At 73.8% G+C, this 15,860-nt stretch carries 16 protein-coding genes and 1 pseudogene; 8 read left to right on the forward strand and 9 right to left on the reverse strand.

Features of this window, described 5'->3' with window-relative positions:
- The first annotated feature begins 254 nt into the window (after positions 1 to 254).
- Positions 255 to 1,466, forward strand: coding sequence for a hypothetical protein (locus tag KBX39_RS00275; protein WP_104113564.1), 1,212 nt, complete (start codon positions 255 to 257; stop codon positions 1,464 to 1,466).
- Between the two features lie 69 nt (positions 1,467 to 1,535).
- On the opposite strand, the gene KBX39_RS00280 is transcribed toward KBX39_RS00275, so the two are convergent.
- Entirely contained in the window at positions 1,536 to 2,450 is a 915-nt protein-coding gene (locus KBX39_RS00280; protein WP_043331134.1) for a neutral zinc metallopeptidase, read from the reverse strand.
- Between the two features lie 247 nt (positions 2,451 to 2,697).
- Here KBX39_RS00280 and KBX39_RS00285 point away from each other — a divergent pair, with 247 nt between their 5' ends.
- A complete protein-coding gene (locus KBX39_RS00285) occupies positions 2,698 to 4,305 on the forward strand; it encodes an ABC-F family ATP-binding cassette domain-containing protein (RefSeq protein ID WP_064445312.1) in 1,608 nt (535 codons plus the stop codon).
- A 46-nt stretch (positions 4,306 to 4,351) separates the two neighbouring features.
- Here the strand turns inward: KBX39_RS00285 and KBX39_RS00290 are convergent, their stop codons facing one another.
- Entirely contained in the window at positions 4,352 to 4,963 is a 612-nt protein-coding gene (locus KBX39_RS00290) for a cadmium resistance transporter (protein WP_210868640.1), read from the reverse strand.
- Positions 4,964 to 5,256: 293 nt separating this feature from the next.
- Between KBX39_RS00290 and KBX39_RS00295 the strand changes: the two genes are divergently transcribed.
- From KBX39_RS00295 to KBX39_RS00305, 3 genes are all read left to right on the forward strand, one after another.
- Positions 5,257 to 5,484 carry a helix-turn-helix domain-containing protein gene (locus KBX39_RS00295; protein WP_007072022.1) on the forward strand — a complete coding sequence of 76 codons (228 nt, stop codon included), beginning with the start codon at positions 5,257 to 5,259 and terminating at the stop codon, positions 5,482 to 5,484.
- 46 nt (positions 5,485 to 5,530) lie between these two features.
- A complete protein-coding gene (locus KBX39_RS00300) occupies positions 5,531 to 6,298 on the forward strand; it encodes an enoyl-CoA hydratase/isomerase family protein (RefSeq protein ID WP_043329652.1) in 768 nt (255 codons plus the stop codon).
- A gap of 135 nt (positions 6,299 to 6,433) precedes the next feature.
- Positions 6,434 to 8,416 (forward strand): ABC transporter ATP-binding protein, encoded by a 1,983-nt coding sequence (locus KBX39_RS00305; RefSeq protein WP_064445314.1) that lies wholly within the window; start codon positions 6,434 to 6,436, stop codon positions 8,414 to 8,416.
- A gap of 126 nt (positions 8,417 to 8,542) precedes the next feature.
- On the opposite strand, the gene mug is transcribed toward KBX39_RS00305, so the two are convergent.
- The 6 genes and pseudogenes from mug to KBX39_RS00330 all read right to left on the reverse strand — a co-directional run bounded on the left by mug (position 8,543) and on the right by KBX39_RS00330 (position 12,747).
- Positions 8,543 to 9,163, reverse strand: coding sequence for a G/U mismatch-specific DNA glycosylase (mug, locus tag KBX39_RS00310; protein WP_064445315.1), 621 nt, complete (start codon positions 9,161 to 9,163; stop codon positions 8,543 to 8,545).
- A gap of 43 nt (positions 9,164 to 9,206) precedes the next feature.
- Positions 9,207 to 9,968, reverse strand: coding sequence for an SDR family oxidoreductase (locus KBX39_RS00315; protein ID WP_069089101.1), 762 nt, complete (start codon positions 9,966 to 9,968; stop codon positions 9,207 to 9,209).
- Between the two features lie 32 nt (positions 9,969 to 10,000).
- A complete protein-coding gene (locus tag KBX39_RS33040; protein ID WP_247659740.1) occupies positions 10,001 to 10,384 on the reverse strand; it encodes a hypothetical protein in 384 nt (127 codons plus the stop codon).
- A pseudogene (locus KBX39_RS00320) lies at positions 10,382 to 11,173 on the reverse strand (DUF692 family multinuclear iron-containing protein); the annotation flags it as partial. The gene KBX39_RS33040 and the pseudogene KBX39_RS00320, both read right to left, overlap by 3 nt.
- A complete protein-coding gene (locus KBX39_RS00325) occupies positions 11,170 to 12,072 on the reverse strand; it encodes a TIGR04222 domain-containing membrane protein (protein WP_043329655.1) in 903 nt (300 codons plus the stop codon). The pseudogene KBX39_RS00320 and the gene KBX39_RS00325, both read right to left, overlap by 4 nt.
- A 102-nt stretch (positions 12,073 to 12,174) precedes the next feature.
- On the reverse strand, positions 12,175 to 12,747 hold the full coding sequence (locus tag KBX39_RS00330) for a TetR/AcrR family transcriptional regulator (protein ID WP_030503274.1): 573 nt from the start codon (positions 12,745 to 12,747) through the stop codon (positions 12,175 to 12,177).
- Positions 12,748 to 12,851: 104 nt separating this feature from the next.
- Between KBX39_RS00330 and KBX39_RS00335 the strand changes: the two genes are divergently transcribed.
- From KBX39_RS00335 to KBX39_RS00345, 3 genes are all read left to right on the forward strand, one after another.
- Positions 12,852 to 13,697 (forward strand): carbon-nitrogen hydrolase family protein, encoded by an 846-nt coding sequence (locus KBX39_RS00335; protein WP_210868644.1) that lies wholly within the window; start codon positions 12,852 to 12,854, stop codon positions 13,695 to 13,697.
- A 56-nt stretch (positions 13,698 to 13,753) separates the two neighbouring features.
- The gene (locus tag KBX39_RS00340) at positions 13,754 to 14,398 is read left to right on the forward strand and encodes an HAD family hydrolase (protein WP_210868645.1); all 645 of its coding nucleotides are present in this window, start codon (positions 13,754 to 13,756) and stop codon (positions 14,396 to 14,398) included.
- A gap of 197 nt (positions 14,399 to 14,595) precedes the next feature.
- Complete coding sequence (locus KBX39_RS00345; protein ID WP_064445320.1) at positions 14,596 to 15,522, forward strand: serine protein kinase RIO; 927 nt, start codon at positions 14,596 to 14,598, stop codon at positions 15,520 to 15,522.
- A gap of 51 nt (positions 15,523 to 15,573) precedes the next feature.
- Here the strand turns inward: KBX39_RS00345 and KBX39_RS00350 are convergent, their stop codons facing one another.
- Positions 15,574 to 15,822, reverse strand: coding sequence for a DUF2630 family protein (locus KBX39_RS00350; RefSeq protein ID WP_030503278.1), 249 nt, complete (start codon positions 15,820 to 15,822; stop codon positions 15,574 to 15,576).
- Positions 15,823 to 15,860: the final 38 nt, after the last annotated feature.

The following is a 15,860-nucleotide window of genomic DNA, read 5'->3' on the forward strand; positions in this document are numbered from 1 at the left end:
CGCGCCTGCTCGACGTGCCGGAGCCCCGGCACGCGGTGCTGGTGGCCGCCGTCGCGGCCGCCCGGGCGGTCCACATCCTGGTCCGCTGAACAGGAAAGATCACCTCAATACGGCGCAATCCCGCTCCTCGATGGTGCATCGAATCGACTCGATGCCTATCGTCGGTGTCACGAAGCGGCGGGTCTCCGGGCGACCCGCAGGGGCAGCTTCGCCTCCGCCATCACGCGCCGACATCGTTGGGAGACAACAACTTCATGAGCGGATATCAGGACGGCCGGCTGCGAGCCCGGTGGCGCCGTGCGACGAGACTCCTCGTCGCGGCGGCGGCAATGAGCGCCGGAAGCCTCGTGCTCACCGCCACCCTCACCGCCGGTACGGCGAACGCGGGCCCGGCGCAGCGCGCCGCGCTCGCCGCGCCCACCGTCAGCAGCGTCACCGCGGGCGGCGCGCACACGTGCGCGATCAGCACCGACGGGGGACTGTGGTGCTGGGGCTCGAACTACGGCGGTCAGCTCGGCGACGGGACCACCACGAACCGCAGCGCCCCGACGCGGGTCGGCACCGCCACCTGGACGAACGTCGACGCCGGCACCGGGCACACCTGCGCGGTCCGCACGGACGGGACGCTGTGGTGCTGGGGCTCGAACTTCCGGGGCCAGCTCGGCGACGGGAGCACCACCAGCCGCAGCGCCCCGGTGCAGGTCGGCACCGCGACCACCTGGGCCCGGGTCGACGCCGGCCCCCAGCACACCTGCGCGATACGCACCGACGGCACGCTCTGGTGCTGGGGCTTCAACCGGACCACCCAGCTGGGCGTCGGCGCCTCGCCGTACGTCGCGAACACCCCGCTGCAGGTCGGCACGGCCACCGACTGGGTGAGCGTCTCGACCGGCTACGGGCACACCTGCGGTATCCGGACCGGCGGCACGCTCTGGTGCTGGGGGGCCAGCTCGGACGGCCAGCTCGGGCTCGGCAACCTGACGCCGCAGACCGCGCCCGCGCAGGTCGGCACCGCGACCGGGTGGACCGGCGTCGCGGCCGGGTACGCGCACACCTGCGGGGTCCGCGCCGGCGGGCTGTGGTGCTGGGGTGAGAACGGATACGGCCAGCTCGGCGTGAGCGGCTCGTACCGGACCGCGCCGGTGCAGATCGGCACCGCCACCACGTGGAACCGGATCGCCGCGAGCAGCGACACGTCCTGCGCGTCGCGTACCGACGGCAGCCTGTGGTGCTGGGGCAAGAACTCGGCCGGCCAGGTGGGCGACGGCAGCACCACCCACCGGTCCGCGCCCGCGCAGGTCGGCACCGCCACCAGCTGGACCGGCGGGCTCGCGGTCACCGACCACGGCTGCGCGATCCGTACCGACGCCGGCCTGTGGTGCTGGGGCGACAACAGCGGAGGCCAGCTCGGTGACGGGACGACCGTCAACCGGTCCACTCCGGCTCAGGTGACACTGCCGGCCTGACCGGTCCCGGAAACGACATCGGCCCGCACCGCCGTCCGTGGCGGTGCGGGCCGATGCGCCGAGCGGGGATCAGGCCCCGGCGCCGAAGGTGTCGCAGGACTTCGGGTCACCGGTGGTGAAGCCCTTGGTGAACCACTGCTTGCGCTGCTCCGAGCTGCCGTGGGTGAACTCGTCCGGGTTCACCGGCCGACCGGAACGCTCCTGGATCGCGTCGTCGCCGATCTTCTCGGCGGCGTCGATGGCCTGGGAGATGTCCTCCTCGGTGATGCTCTTGAAGATTTTCTGCCCGCGCTCGTCGGCGGTGCCGGTGGCGTTCTTCGCCCACGCGCCGGCGTAGCAGTCGGCCTGCAGCTCCAGCTTCACCGACAGCGCGTTCGCGCTCTGCGGGTCACGCTCCTGCTGGCGGCGCATCTGCGCCTCGGTGCCGAGCAGGTCCTGCACGTGGTGGCCGTACTCGTGGGCCAGCACGTACGGCTGGGCGAACTCGCCCTTGGCGCCGAGCTGGTCGGCCAGCAGCCGGTAGAACGTGAGGTCGATGTAGACCTGGTCGTCGGCCGGGCAGTAGAACGGGCCCACGCCGGAGTCGGCGGCGCCGCAGGCGGTGCTGACGTTCTGGCTGAAGAACACCGTCTTCGACGGCTTGTACTGCTCGCCGAACGCCTCCGGCATCGCGGTACGCCAGTACGCCTGGATCGAGTTGACGTAGAGAGTGTTGCGGCAGTCGAGCTGCTCCAGCGCGTCCTGCGCCGAGCACTTCTGCTCCAGCGAGGTGTTGTCGCCCTGCTCGGAGCCGCCGCCGTTGGTGGCGGCGTTGAGGCCGAAGCCGCCGCCCACCAGGGCGACGAGCACGGCAATGATGATGCCCACGATCCCGCCCCGGCCGCCGCCGATCGGGATCGGAATGCCCATCCCGCCGCCTCCGCCGGACCCTCGCCGGTCGTCCACCTGGCTGGTGTCGACCCGCGCGTTCTCGTTCAGCTCCATGTTGACCCCGATCACCGATGTGTCCGTTTGTGATGGTTGCGGTACCGGACCGGGTCCGGACGGCGGTTTCGGTACCCGATGATCTTGCACGGTAATCCGGCGGAGAGGGCCCGCGGGGACCGGTACACTTGCCCCCGTGCTGCGCTGCGAAGGCTGAACCGCCCCGCGCCGACGGGAAAACACCACCCGCCGGCGCTTTCGCGTGCCCTGAGTCAGCCCTTCCGGACCCGAGAGCGAGTACTCCGAGATGATCACTGCCACCGGCCTGGAACTGCGCGCCGGTTCCCGGATCCTGCTGTCCGACACCACCCTGCGGGTGCAGCCGGGGGACCGGATCGGCCTGGTCGGGCGCAACGGCGCCGGCAAGACCACCACGCTCAAGGTGCTCGCCGGCGAGGGACAGCCGTACGGCGGCCAGATCGACCGGCGCAGCGCCATCGGCTACCTGCCGCAGGACCCGCGCACCGGCGACCTGGACGTCACCGGACGGGACCGGGTGCTCTCCGCCCGCGGTCTGGACGTGCTCATGGCGCAGATGAAGGAACTGGAGAACAAGCTCGCCGAAGGCGCCGACGACGAGCGGCTGGTCCGCCGCTACGGCGCGCTGGAGGACCAGTTCGCCTCGCTCGGCGGCTACGCGGCCGAAGCCGAGGCCGCCCGCATCTGCGCCAACCTCGGCCTGCCCGACCGCGCCCTGGCGCAGACCATCGGCACGCTCTCCGGCGGTCAGCGCCGCCGCATCGAGCTGGCCCGGATCCTGTTCCGCGACGCCGGCGAGAACGGCGGCGGCATCCTGCTGCTCGACGAGCCCACGAACCACCTCGACGCCGACTCGATCACCTGGCTGCGCGGCTTCCTCGCCAACCACAAGGGCGGCCTGATCGTGATCTCCCACGACGCCTCGCTGCTGGAGGCGGTGGTCAACAAGGTCTGGTTCCTGGACGCCACCCGGTCCGTGGTCGACACGTACAACCTGGGCTGGAAGGCGTACCTGGAGGCGCGGGAGACCGACGAGCGGCGCCGCCGCCGGGAGCGCGCAAACGCCGAGAAGAAGGCCGGCGCGCTGATGGCGCAGGCGGACAAGATGCGGGCCAAGGCCACCAAGACCGTCGCCGCCCAGAACATGGCCCGGCGCGCCGAGCGCCTGCTCTCCGGCCTGGACGAGGTCCGCGTCGCGGACAAGGTCGCCAAGGTACGGTTCCCGAGCCCCGCCCCGTGCGGCAAGACGCCGCTGACCGCCACCGGCCTGTCCAAGTCGTACGGGTCGCTGGAGATCTTCACCGACGTCAACGTGGCGGTGGACCGAGGTTCCCGGGTGGCCATCCTCGGCCTCAACGGCGCCGGCAAGACCACGCTGCTGCGGATGCTCGGCGGGCTGCTGGAGCCGGACACCGGCGAGGTACGCCCCGGGCACGGGCTGCGGCTGGGCTACTACGCCCAGGAGCACGAGACGCTCGACGTGGACCGGACGATCCTGGAGCACATGCGCAGCGCCGCGTCCGACCAGACCGACACCGACCTGCGCAAGATCCTCGGCGCGTTCCTCTTCTCCGGCGAGGACGTGGACAAGCCGGCCGGCGTGCTCTCCGGCGGCGAGAAGACCCGGCTGGCGCTGGCCACGCTGGTCTGCTCCGGCGCCAACGTGCTGCTGCTGGACGAGCCGACGAACAACCTCGACCCGGTCAGCCGCGAGCAGGTGCTCGACGCGATCGCCCGCTACCCGGGCGCGATCGTGCTGGTCACGCACGACCCGGGCGCGGTCAGCGCGCTCAAGCCGGACCGCGCCATCCTGCTGCCCGACGGCGACGAGGACGCCTGGTCCGACGACCTGCTGGAGCTGGTCGAGCTGGCCTGACCCGCCCTCTTTTCCCCGTGGGCCGGGTCGGGGCGGGTCGGGTCGGTCAGGTCAGGAGATCGGCCAGGTGGGGGAGGGCGCCGGAGGTGAGCAGGATGGTCGCGCCGATGACTATGAAGATCACCGGCACCAGCCAGTGGCCGGCGCGGCCGACCAGGGCCACCACCCGGGGGTGCCCGCCGAGCGCGGCGGCGACCGCGCACCACACGGCCACCAGTAGCGCGAACACCAGCAGCCAGACCAGGCCGGTGGCCGGGTCGAGGGAGCGGAACACCGGCACGTAGACGGCGATGTTGTCGGCTCCGTTCGCCACGGTCACCCCGGCGACGCCGAGCAGGCTGCCGACCACCGCCGGCGGCTCGTCGTCGTCGCCACGGGACATCAGCGCGCGTACGCCGAGCGCGATCGGCAGCAGGCCGAGCAGGCCGGGCCACGGGTCCGGCACCACGAGCAGCCCGGCGGCGGCCACCACCGCGACCGCGACGAGCGCGCCGATGCCCGCGTACTGCCCGGCGACGATCTGCCAGGGCCGGGGGCGTCCGGTGTGCCGGAGGGCCACGAACAGCACCGTGAGCACGACGATGTCGTCGAGATTGGTGGCGGCGAAGACACCGGCGGCACCCGCCGCGGCCGTGATCACGTCAATCACCCCGGGCACGATACGGCCCGCCGCACCGGCCATCGCATGATCCACACCAGTTCGCCGAAGTGGAGGTGTCCGGAGCACGGTGATGCAGCCACTTCGGGGAGGTGGTGTCGATCATGGGGGAGGATGCGCTCGTCCGGCGGGGCGGTACGGATCAGCCGGTCGGAAGGATCACTCTATCGGGAAGCTGACATTGCGTAGCGTGTCGGTTGGCGAATAGTTGATATCTGGCGCATGATCGTCCGAGGCGGTCTAATAGGTGGGACCGTATCCGAACCGCACAGTCTGGGACGTGAGGGATCAGCATGGCAGCCACCGGCACAGCCACCAGCACTGAGAAGGGTCGCCGGATCGTCGGGGCCGAGCGTCAGACGCTCGCCAAAGACCTGGTAAAGCGGTACACCGGGGGTGAGAGCATCCGTGCTCTGGCGGCCTCTACCGGCCGTTCCTACGGGTTCATCCACCGTGTGCTCACCGAATCCGGCGTGCAGCTGCGGCAGCGCGGCGGCGCCCGGCGCCGGAAGAAGGCGTGACCCGCCGCCCAGCGTCGTCCATCAGCGCAGTGTTCCGGGGCGTCCGGTGACCGCCGAGACGACCGGAGTGCGCTTCGACTGCGACGGGCCGGTTGCGACGGTGACGTTGTGCCGGCCCGACGTGCTCAACGCCCAGACCCCGGCGATGTGGCGGGCGATGAGCGACTTCTCCCGCGACCTGCCCGGCGACGTCCGCGTCGTCGTCGTACGCGGCGAGGGGCGCGCCTTCTCCGCGGGCCTGGACCTGGCGGTCGCCGGTGCCACCGGGCCGGGCTCCTTCGCCGAGCTGGCCGCGCTCCCGGAGGCGGAGTGCGCCGACCGGATCGCCGAGTACCAGGGCGGCTTCACCTGGCTGCACCGGCCGGACGTGGTGTCGATCGCCGCGGTGCAGGGCCACGCCATCGGCGCCGGCTTCCAGCTCGCGCTCGCCTGCGACATGCGTGTGCTCGCCGCCGACGCCAGGCTCTCGATGGCCGAGGTGACACTCGGCCTGGTGCCCGATCTGGCCGGCACGCGCCGCCTGGTCGAGCTGGTCGGCTATTCGCGCGCCCTGGAGATCTGCGCCACCGGCCGCCGGATGGACGCCACCGAGGCGGACCGGATCGGCCTGGCCACGCTCGTGGTGCCGAACGACGAGCTGGACGCCGCGGTGCGTGACCTGTCGGCCGGGCTCCTCGCCAACAACCGGGACGCGATCGTCGAGATCAAGGCGCTCCTGGCGGGCGCGGCCGACCGTACGCACGCCGAGCAGCAGCGCGCCGAGCGGGAGGCGCAGACCCGGCGTATCCGGGATCTGGCCGGCCGGGGCGAGTAACCGGCCCGGAGCGCGATTTCGTAAGGACCGTTCGGGAAGATCTGGGTTACTCGCGAGGTTGTCACAGGCGTCTGGAGAATGGACTCCGACGATTCATGCTGCCTGACGACCTGGAGGTGACGAGTGTCCCACCCGATGGCCGGCGGCGGCATGGGCGGCTGGAGCATGCTCCGGTCGCTGCGCAACCGGGACGAGGTCTCCGCCCACGAGCTCAAGCGCGGCACGGCCCGGCGGATCGTCGCGTTCGCCCGGCCCTACCGGCGTGACATCGTCGTCTTCCTGATCACCGTGATCATCGCCGCGGTGATCGGCGTGGCCACGCCGCTGCTCGCCGGCGACGTCATCGACGCGATCGCCGGCGGCGGTCCGGACGCCCGCACGACTGTGGTCCGGCTCGCCCTGATCATCGCCGCGCTCGCCGTGGCCGATGCCCTGTTCTCCCTGGTCCAGCGGTGGTATTCGGCCCGCATCGGCGAGGGCATCATCCTCGACCTGCGCACCCGGGTCTACGACCACGTCCAGCGGATGCCGCTGCAGTTCTTCACCCGCACGCAGACCGGCGCGCTGGTGAGCCGGCTCAACAACGACGTGCTCGGCGCGCAGCGGGCGTTCACCTCGACGCTGTCCGGGGTGGTCAGCAACGTCATCCAGCTCGTGCTCACCGCCGGCGCGATGCTCGTGCTGTCCTGGCAGATCACCGTGCTGGCGCTGGTGCTGCTGCCGATCTTCATCATCCCGGCCCGCCGGGTGGGCCGGCGCCTGGCCGAGATCACCCGCGAGTCGTACAACCTCGACGCGAAGATGAACGCGACCATGACCGAGCGGTTCGGCGTGGCCGGAGCGCTGCTGGTCAAGCTGTTCGGTGCGCCGGAGGTCGAGGCCGACCGGTTCGCCCGCCGGGCCGAGCGGGTGCGCGACATCGGCATCCAGTCCGCGATGTACTCGCGGACGTTCTTCGTGGCGATGCTGCTCGTCGCGTCGCTGGCCCAGGCGCTCACCTACGGGGTGGGCGGCTGGCTGGCGGTCACCGGTGCGGTCAGCGCCGGCACCGTCGTCAAGCTGGCGCTGCTGCTGACCCGCCTCTACGGCCCGCTCACCGCACTCTCCAACGTCCGGGTCGACGTGATGAGCGCGCTCGTGTCGTTCGACCGCGTCTTCGAGGTGCTCGACCTGCGTCCGGGCATCGCGGAGAAGCCCGACGCGGTGCCGGTGCCGCGCGGCAGCGGCCGGGTCGAGTTCCGCGACGTGCGCTTCCGCTACCCGAGCGCCGCCGAGGTGTCGCTCGCGTCGCTGGAAGAGGTCTCGACCCTCGACCGTACGGTGAACGAGCCGGTGCTCAAGGGCGTCTCGTTCGCCGTCGAGCCCGGGCAGATGGTGGCCCTGGTCGGCCCCTCCGGCGCCGGCAAGTCGACGCTGTCCATGCTGATCTCCCGGATCTACGACGTCAGCGAGGGCCAGGTGCTGGTCGGCGGCGTCGACGTGCGGGACGCGACGCTCGCCTCGCTGCGCGACGAGATCGGCGTGGTCACCCAGGACTCGCACCTGTTCCACGAGACCATCCGCGAGAACCTGCGGTACGCCAAGCCCGACGCCACCGACGACGAGATCTGGGCCGCCCTGGCCGGCGCGCAGGTGGCCGACCTGGTCCGGGCGCTGCCGGACGGGCTCGACACGACGGTCGGCGAGCGCGGCTACCGTTTCTCCGGCGGCGAGAAGCAGCGCATCGCCATCGCCCGGTTGCTGCTCAAGGCCCCGTCGATAGTGATCCTGGACGAGGCCACCGCCCACCTGGACTCGGAGAGCGAGGCAGCGGTGCAGCGGGCGCTGTCGGTGGCGCTGACCGGCCGTACCGCGCTGGTGATCGCGCACCGGCTCTCGACGGTGCGCGACGCGGACCAGATCCTCGTGCTCGACGAGGGGCGGATCGTGGAGCGCGGCCGGCACGACGAGCTGGTGGCCGTCGGCGGCCTGTACGCCGAGCTGTACCGCACCCAGTTCGCGGTCACCGACTCGCCCGCGCCTCATGCCGAGGCGGAGCAGCCGGAGCCGGTGGTGACCACTGTGCCGATGGGCACCTACGTCGCCCACGAGGCCATGCCCCCGGCGGCAGCCAACTAGCGGCGCGCGAGGCCTCAATCCCGGCGCCGGCGGGCGTGGATCGGCACCGACCGGGTGGACGGGCACCCAGCGGCCGGGCCGTGGCGACCCGGACGGCCGCAGCCCTAGCTCGCGGCGACCGGGGCTCTAACCCGCGGCGACCGCGGCACGCAGCTCGGCGAACGCGGCGCCGAGCGTCTCCGGGGTGAAGTGGGCGTTCAGGCCGCTCGGGTTGGGCAGCACCCACAGCCGGGCCGGCCCGAGTGTCTCGGGCTGCGGCCCGAAGCCGGCCTTCGGCCGGGTGAACCCGATCCGGTACGCGGTCACGCCGACCACCGCCACCCAGCGCGGCCGGTACCGCTCGACCTTCGCGGTGAGCGTCGCCGCGCCGTCGACCAGTTCGGCGGCGGTCAGCTCGTCGGCGCGGGCACTGGCGCGGGCCACCATGTTGGTGATCCCGAGGCCGAGTGCGGGCAGCAGGTCCTGCTCGCTGGGGTGCAGCAGACGCGGGGTGAACCCGCCCCGGTGCAGGGCGGGCCAGAACCGGTTGCCCGGACGGGCGAAGTGCCAGCCGGTCGCCGCCGACCACAGACCGGGGTTGATGCCGACGAAGAGCACGTCCAGGCCGGGCGCGATGACGTCCGGCAGCAGCCGGTCGGCCGCCGCCGCGAGCTGCTCGCGGCTGGGGCGTGGGTGCCGCCGGGCGGGCGTGCCCGGCCCCGGGGCCGCCTCGGGCCGCCCACCGCCCGGGCGCCGTCGGTCGCTCACCGGCCCACCGCCCCGGGCGCCCGGCCCACCACAGCGGCCACTGTCACAGCCCGCGCAGCGCGCCGCCGTCGACCGGGACGGTCACCCCGGTGACGTACCCGGCGGCGGGGGAGAGCAGGAACGCCGCCACCCGGCCGAACTCCGCCGGGTCGCCGATTCGCCCGAGCGGGATCGCCGCCTCCGCCTGGGCGCGGGCGCGCTCGGGATCGCCGGAACCGGCCAGCAGCTCCCGGTTGCGGTCGGTCATGATCCGCCCGGGTAGCAGGCTGACCACACGGACGCCGCGCGGGCCGAACTCGTCGGCCATGTCCTTGGCCACGCCGGCCAGGCCCGGTCGCAGCCCGTTGGAGATGCCGAGGCCGGCCAGCGGTCCGCGTACCGAGGTGGACAGCACCAGCCCGATCGCGCCGCCGTCGGTGAGCGCGCCGGCCACCGTGCGGGCGAGCCGGACGCTGCCCAGGAAGACCGTCTCGAACGACTCGCGCCACTGCTCGTCGGTGACGGTGGCGGCGGTGCCGGGCGGCGGGCCGCCGACCGAGATCAGCGCGCCGTCGAGGCGGCCGAAGTGTTCGCGGGCGGCGGCGACGAGCCGCTCCGGGGTGGCGGAATCGGCGAGGTCGGCGGTCAGCCCGATCGCCCGCTGCGGGTCGCCGAGCGCCTCGATCGCGGCGGCCACCCGTTCCGGGGTACGCGCGGAGATGACCACCCGGGCGCCGTCGGCGACGAGTTGTTCGGCGGTGGCGAAGCCGAGGCCGCCGGAGGCGCCGGTCAGCACGTACACCCGGTCGGCGAGTCCGAGATCCATACGCCCGATCCTGCCGTACCCGGGGGCGCGTGTCAGCGCGGGGCGGGCCGCAGCAGGCGTACCCGGCCGGCGAACTGGGCCGCGACGGCGCCGCCGGCCCGGGCGACGGCCGGCATCCGGCGGGGCCGGGGCGGGCGGTGACCGTCGTAGCGGCTCGCGGCCTCGCGCGCGGCCAGCTCCTCCGCGCCCAGCGGCGGCAGCGTGCCCCGGTCGCGCAGCTCGCGGGCCAGGTCCCAGCCGTCGCGCAGGGAGCCGTTCGAGGGGCGTCCGTCCGCCCACGTGGTGAACGTCGCCGGCCAGTGCGCGCCGAGGCCGGCGGCGAGCAGCGGCCAGTGCCGGGCCACGTCCGCGGCCCGCTTGCGCAGCAGCGCCCGGCGGGCCGCCTCGACCGGGGCCGGTGCGAAGCCGGGCGGCAGCGGTCCACCGGCGACGAGCGCGGCGACCAGCTCGGCCTGCTGGGCCGCCAGGTCGCCGCTCACGTGACCGCCGGGTGGCCGGCGCCGCCGGCACAACTCGCGGACCAGGTCCAGCACGGCGGCGGGCACCGGGTCGGTGTGCGTGTCGTGGTAGAAGCCGCCGTGTTCGGCGCCGCCCGCGACGTGCGCGTAGGCGATGCGTTCCAGTGGCAGCCGGTCCAGCAGCGCGGTCGGCTCGCCGCCCCGGTTGCGGGCGTTGGCGTGCACGTTCGCCACGTCGAGCAGCAGCAGCGCGCCGGTGGCGTCGAGGATCTCGGTGAGGAAGTCCGCCTCGTCCAGCTCGTCGTCGGGCCAGTCGAAGAGCGCGGCGATCGGCTCCAGGGCCAGCGGCACCGGCAGCTCCGCCTGCGTCCGCCGCACGTTCGCCACCACCGCGGCGACCGCCTCGCGGCTGCGCGGCAGCGGCAGCAGGTGACCGGCCTCCAGACCGCCGGCCCGCACGAACGCGATGTGCTCACTCACCAGCGGCGCGTCCAGGGCCGCGGCCACCGCGGCCAGGTGCGCCACCCGGGCCGGATCGACCGGTTCCGCGCCGCCGAGGGACAGCCGCACCCCGTGGGGTACGACATCGACGCCGCGTCCGCGCAGCTCGGCGAGCCCGTCCGGGAGCGGCCCGGCCGGTGCGACCGCCTCCGCGACCACCTCGACGAAACGCAGCCCCGGCAGCCCGGCCACGAAACCGGCGATCTCGGGACGCCAGCCGATGCCGACGCCGGACGGGCCGCTCATCCGCCGCACCCGCCTCCGCCGCAGCCACCGCCTCCGCCGCAGGAGCTGCCACCGCCGCACGTGGAGGCGCCGCCTCCACAGGAGGTGCCGGAGCTCGCGCCGCCGACGTTGCCCATCGCCTGCCGCTGGATCTCGGCCTGCTCGGCGAAGCCCGGATCCATGGTCCAGAGCGTGGCGGTGCCGAACAGCGCCACGCCCAGCGCCACGTCCGTCGCGCCGTACGTGGCGTACGCGGGGGAGGCGGCCGGTCGCAGCCAGGCGTGCCGGCGGCGCATGTCGTTCAGCGCGGCGGTGGCCGCCCGGGTACGCCAGGGCACGCGGTTGAGCAGCAGGAACGCGAGGCCGAGCGGGAACAGGCTGAGCAGCAGCCAGCCGGTGGGCCGGTCGTTGAGCAGGCCGGAGATCGCACGCACGACGCCAATTGCCAGCAGGAAGCCGATCAGCAGCGCGCCGCGCCGCAGCGTCCGGCGCCGCTCCTGGTCCAGGGCCAGGCCCCGGCGTACCAGGCCGTCGCGCAGCTCGTCGAGCGCGCGCCGCACCCACTCGTCGGCGGCCAGGTCCCGGGTCCGCAGGCCGCGGCTCGCCGCGTGGTGGACCGCCTGGTCCAGCGGGGTGGCCCCGGCTGGCAGCGGACCGCCGGTGGTGAGCCGCCGGTCGGGTCGTACGCCGACCGCGCCCGCGTGGCGCAGCGCGCCGAGCGTGGCCCAGACGGCGAGCTGGTCGCCGCCGTTGAGGTAGGCGACCTGCTGCGGACCCAGCGCGCCGTGATCGGTCACCGGCGTGCCGGCCAGCATCCGACGCCGGTACACGATCGCGCCGATGACCAGGACGACGGCGAGCAGGAGGTACCAGCGCAGGAATACGGGGCCGGGGATGCCCCAGGTGTCGGAGGGGGTCATCGTCTGCTCCTGTCGCGAGGAGGGGTCGCGGCTCATTGTGGAGCAGGCGTGCCAGAGTCGATCTCTTGGAGCGGCGCAGTTACCGGACCGAGACCGGCGGGCTCAGTGCCGGCGCACTGCCTCCTCGACCAGGTCGAGCACCCGGGCCAGGTCGCCGGCCGGGCGGCCCATCGCCAGGTGCAGCACCAAGCCGTCGTAGGCCAGCTCCAGGAACTGGGCCAGCACGTCGATCGGGACGTCGTCGCGCAGCACGCCGGCCTCGCGCTGGCGTACCAGGCGCTCCCGGGTCGCCGCGGCGATGGCTTCGGAACGCTCCGCCCAGCGCTTGGCGAAGGCCGGGTCGGTACGCAGCCGGCGCGAGACCTCCAGCTGGCTGCCGAGCCAGCCGGTCGTGTCGGGCGAGACCGCCCGGGCCAGCAGGTCGCGCATGACCTGCACCAGGCCGTTACGGGCGACCGTCTCCACCATGGCGGCGGCGTCGTCCTCGGCGACGGCGAGGAACAGGGAGTCCTTGTCCCGGAAGTGGTGGAAGATCGCGCCCCGGGACAGGCCGGTGGCCTCCTCCAGCCGACGCACTGTGGCGCCCTCGTAGCCGTGCCGGGCGAAACACGCCCGCGCCGCCGCGAGGATCTCCTGCCGGCGCGCGTCGAGCTGGTCCTGACTTACTCTGGGCACGAACGGATCGTCGCAGGTGGAACCGCGTGATGCAAACCGTACGTACGGCTTGAGATGCGGATTCGGAAGATCATCCGGCCGCGTCCGATGGTTAGGATCGGCGTGTGACCGCCCTTCCCGCGCGCCCGCTCACCGTCGCCGCCGTCCAGGCCCAGCCCGTCCCCGGTGACGTCGCCGGCAACGCCCGCGCCGCCGCCCGCCTCGTCGCCCGGGCCGAGGGCGCCCGGGTCGTGGTGCTGCCCGAGCTGTTCCTGCCGGCGTACCACCCGCCGACGCTGGGCGCCGACCCGGAGGGCACCGACGTGGCCGCCGACGCCGACGGCCGGGTCGCCGACCCCCGGCTGGACCCGCTGCGGACCGCCGCCGCCGACGCGGGCGCGGCAGTGGTGATCGGCGCCGCCGTCCGCCACCCCGACCGGCGGCGCACCATCTCCTCGCTCGTGGTGGACCCGGCCGGCACGGTCACCGCCGCGTACGACAAGCAGCAGCTCTGGAGCGGCGAGCGCGAGCTGTTCGACGCCGGCCGCCGGGGCGCCACGCTCGAAGTCGACACGTGGCGGCTGGGCCTGGGCGTCTGCTACGACGGCTGCTTCCCGGAGCACGCGCGGGCGGCGGCCGGGGACGGCGCGCACGGGTACCTCTGCCCGAGCGGCTACCTGGCCGGCTCGGCGCACCGCCGCGACCTCTACTACGCCGCCCGGGCGCTGGACAACACGATGTACGTCGTGTTCGCCAACGTCGTCGGCGGCGCGGACCCCTGGCGGTTCAACGGCGGCGCGGCGGTGTACGACCCGGAGGGCCGGCCGCTGGCGCGGGGCGCCGACACCGGCGAGGACGTGCTGGTGGCGACGCTGGACCCGGACGCGCTGGCGGCCACCCGCGCGGCGCACACCATGCTGCTCGACCGGCCGGTGGACGCCGGCGCGGCCCGTACGGCGCTCGTCGCCTGACCGTGGCTGGGCCCGGGGCCCTGTCGGTGCTCCGAGCGTTCCCGTAGGGTGCCCAAGTGCCGTTGCTCCTGCTCGATCTGGACAACACCCGGCTGGACCGCGACGGGCCGTTCCGTGTCTGGGGAGAACGCTTCCTGGCGGGCATCGGCGCGCCGCCCGCCGACCTCGACTGGCTGGTGTCGGTGGACGCCGACGGGCTGACCAACCGGTGGGACGTCGCGGACGCGATCCGCGACCGGTACGCGCTGCGCATCCCCTCGATCGACCTGGTGGACGAGCTGCACGACGGCGTGGTGGCGCACATGCGGCTCGATCCGCTGGTGGCCTGCGCGCTGCGGATCGCCGCCGACGCCGGCTGGGTGCCGGTGGTGGTCACCAACGGAGCGTCCCGTCAGCAGGACGCCAAGATCCGCAAGACCGGCCTGGACCGCTACGTCGCCGACTGGGTGATCTCGGAGGAGGCCGGCGTCAGCAAGCCGAACCCGAGGATCTTCGCGCTCGCCGCCCAGCGGGCCCGGATGCCGCTGCGCGGCGCGTGGGTGGTCGGCGACAGCCCGGAGGCGGACATTGGCGGCGCGACCGCGGTGGGCCTGCCCAGTGTCTGGCTGCACCGGGGGCGCCGCTGGTCGGACCCCCGGTTCGCGCCGACCCGGATCGAGGACGGGCTGATCGCGGCCGTCGCCGCAGTGCTGGCCGGCTGACCGGCGGCGCGGGCCGGCAGGCAGCGCGGCGGCACCGCGCGGAAATCCGTTGACCCGCGCCGGGGCGCGTACGAGCATGGTGCCGCGCGAGTGCGCAGCCGGGGGTGCCCGGTCGAGGAGAGGAGGTCGGTCATGGCCGTTTTCGCAGGGTCGTACCACCTGCCTCCACCAGCCTCGATCGAAGGACAGATCCACCCGTGCGCGATCACGACTTCCCGGCGCCGCAGCGCCGTGGCCGCGGCAAGAGCCGCTTCGACGACGACGAAACCGACTTCCTGAAGCGGGGGCGGCCCACGCCGGCCCTCGCCGACCCGGACGCCGAGCCCGACGCGGAGGACAGCTGGTCCTCCTGGGACCGGGCCGTCCACGGCCCCGAGCCGTACCCGGACTGGCTGGTCACCGAACTGGCCGCCCGGGACACCGAGCTGGGGGTGCTCAAGACCGGCAAGGAGGCGGACGTCCACCTGGTCCGCCGCGCCGTGCCGGACACCGACCGTTCGTGCCTGCTGGCGGTCAAGCGGTACCGCGACGCCCAGCACCGGCTCTTCCACCGCGACGCCGGTTACCTGGAGGGCCGCCGGGTACGCCGGTCGCGGGAGATGCGGGCGATGACCGGCCGGACCGCGTTCGGCCGGCAGATGATCGCCGGGCAGTGGGCGGCGGCCGAGTTCGCCGCGCTGTCCCAGCTCTGGGAGATCGGCGCCGCCTCCGGGCGGATCGCGGTGCCCTATCCGGTGCAGTTGCTCGGCACCGAGCTGATGCTGGAGTTCGTCGGCGACGCCGAGGCGGGGGAGGCCGCGCCACGGCTGGCGCAGGTCCGGCCCGACGCGGCCGAGCTGCGTGACCTGTGGGATCAGCTGGTCGAGGCGCTCACCGTGCTGGCCCGGGCCGGGTACGCCCACGGCGACCTGTCTCCGTACAACCTGCTGGTGCACGCGGGCCGGCTGGTGATGATCGACCTGCCGCAGGTGGTCGACGTGGTGGCCAACCCGCAGGGCGGCGAGTTCCTGGGCCGGGACGTGCGGGTGGTGGCCGCCTGGTTCGCCGCCCGCGGGATGCCGGCCACCGTCACCGATCCGGAGGCGCTCACCGAGGCGCTGCTGCGGGAGGCGGGGATCCGCTGACGGGCGGGCGTCCCGGGTGGTCGAGCCGCCCGGGACGCCCACCCGTGCGGGTCATTGCAGGTAGCGCTCGACCTCCGGCACCGGGCGCTCGCCCTGGGCGTCCGGGTCGCCGTGCGCCTGGCGCGCGGCCCGGCGACGGCGCAGCAGGTCCCAGCACTGGTCCAGGGACTCCTCCAGGGCCCGCAGCCGCTCCCGGGCCTCGTCGTCGGTGCCGGACTCGTGCTGCTGCGCGTCGGCCCGCAGCCGGTGCTCCTCGTCGACGAGTTCCGAGATCCGGCTCAGGATGGTCTTGTCGTCCATGCCCGAAGCTTGGCACAGCGGACGGGTCCGCGCCCGCG

It is taken from the genome of Micromonospora sp. D75 (assembly GCF_018070405.1).
Lineage (GTDB): Bacteria > Actinomycetota > Actinomycetes > Mycobacteriales > Micromonosporaceae > Micromonospora > Micromonospora chalcea.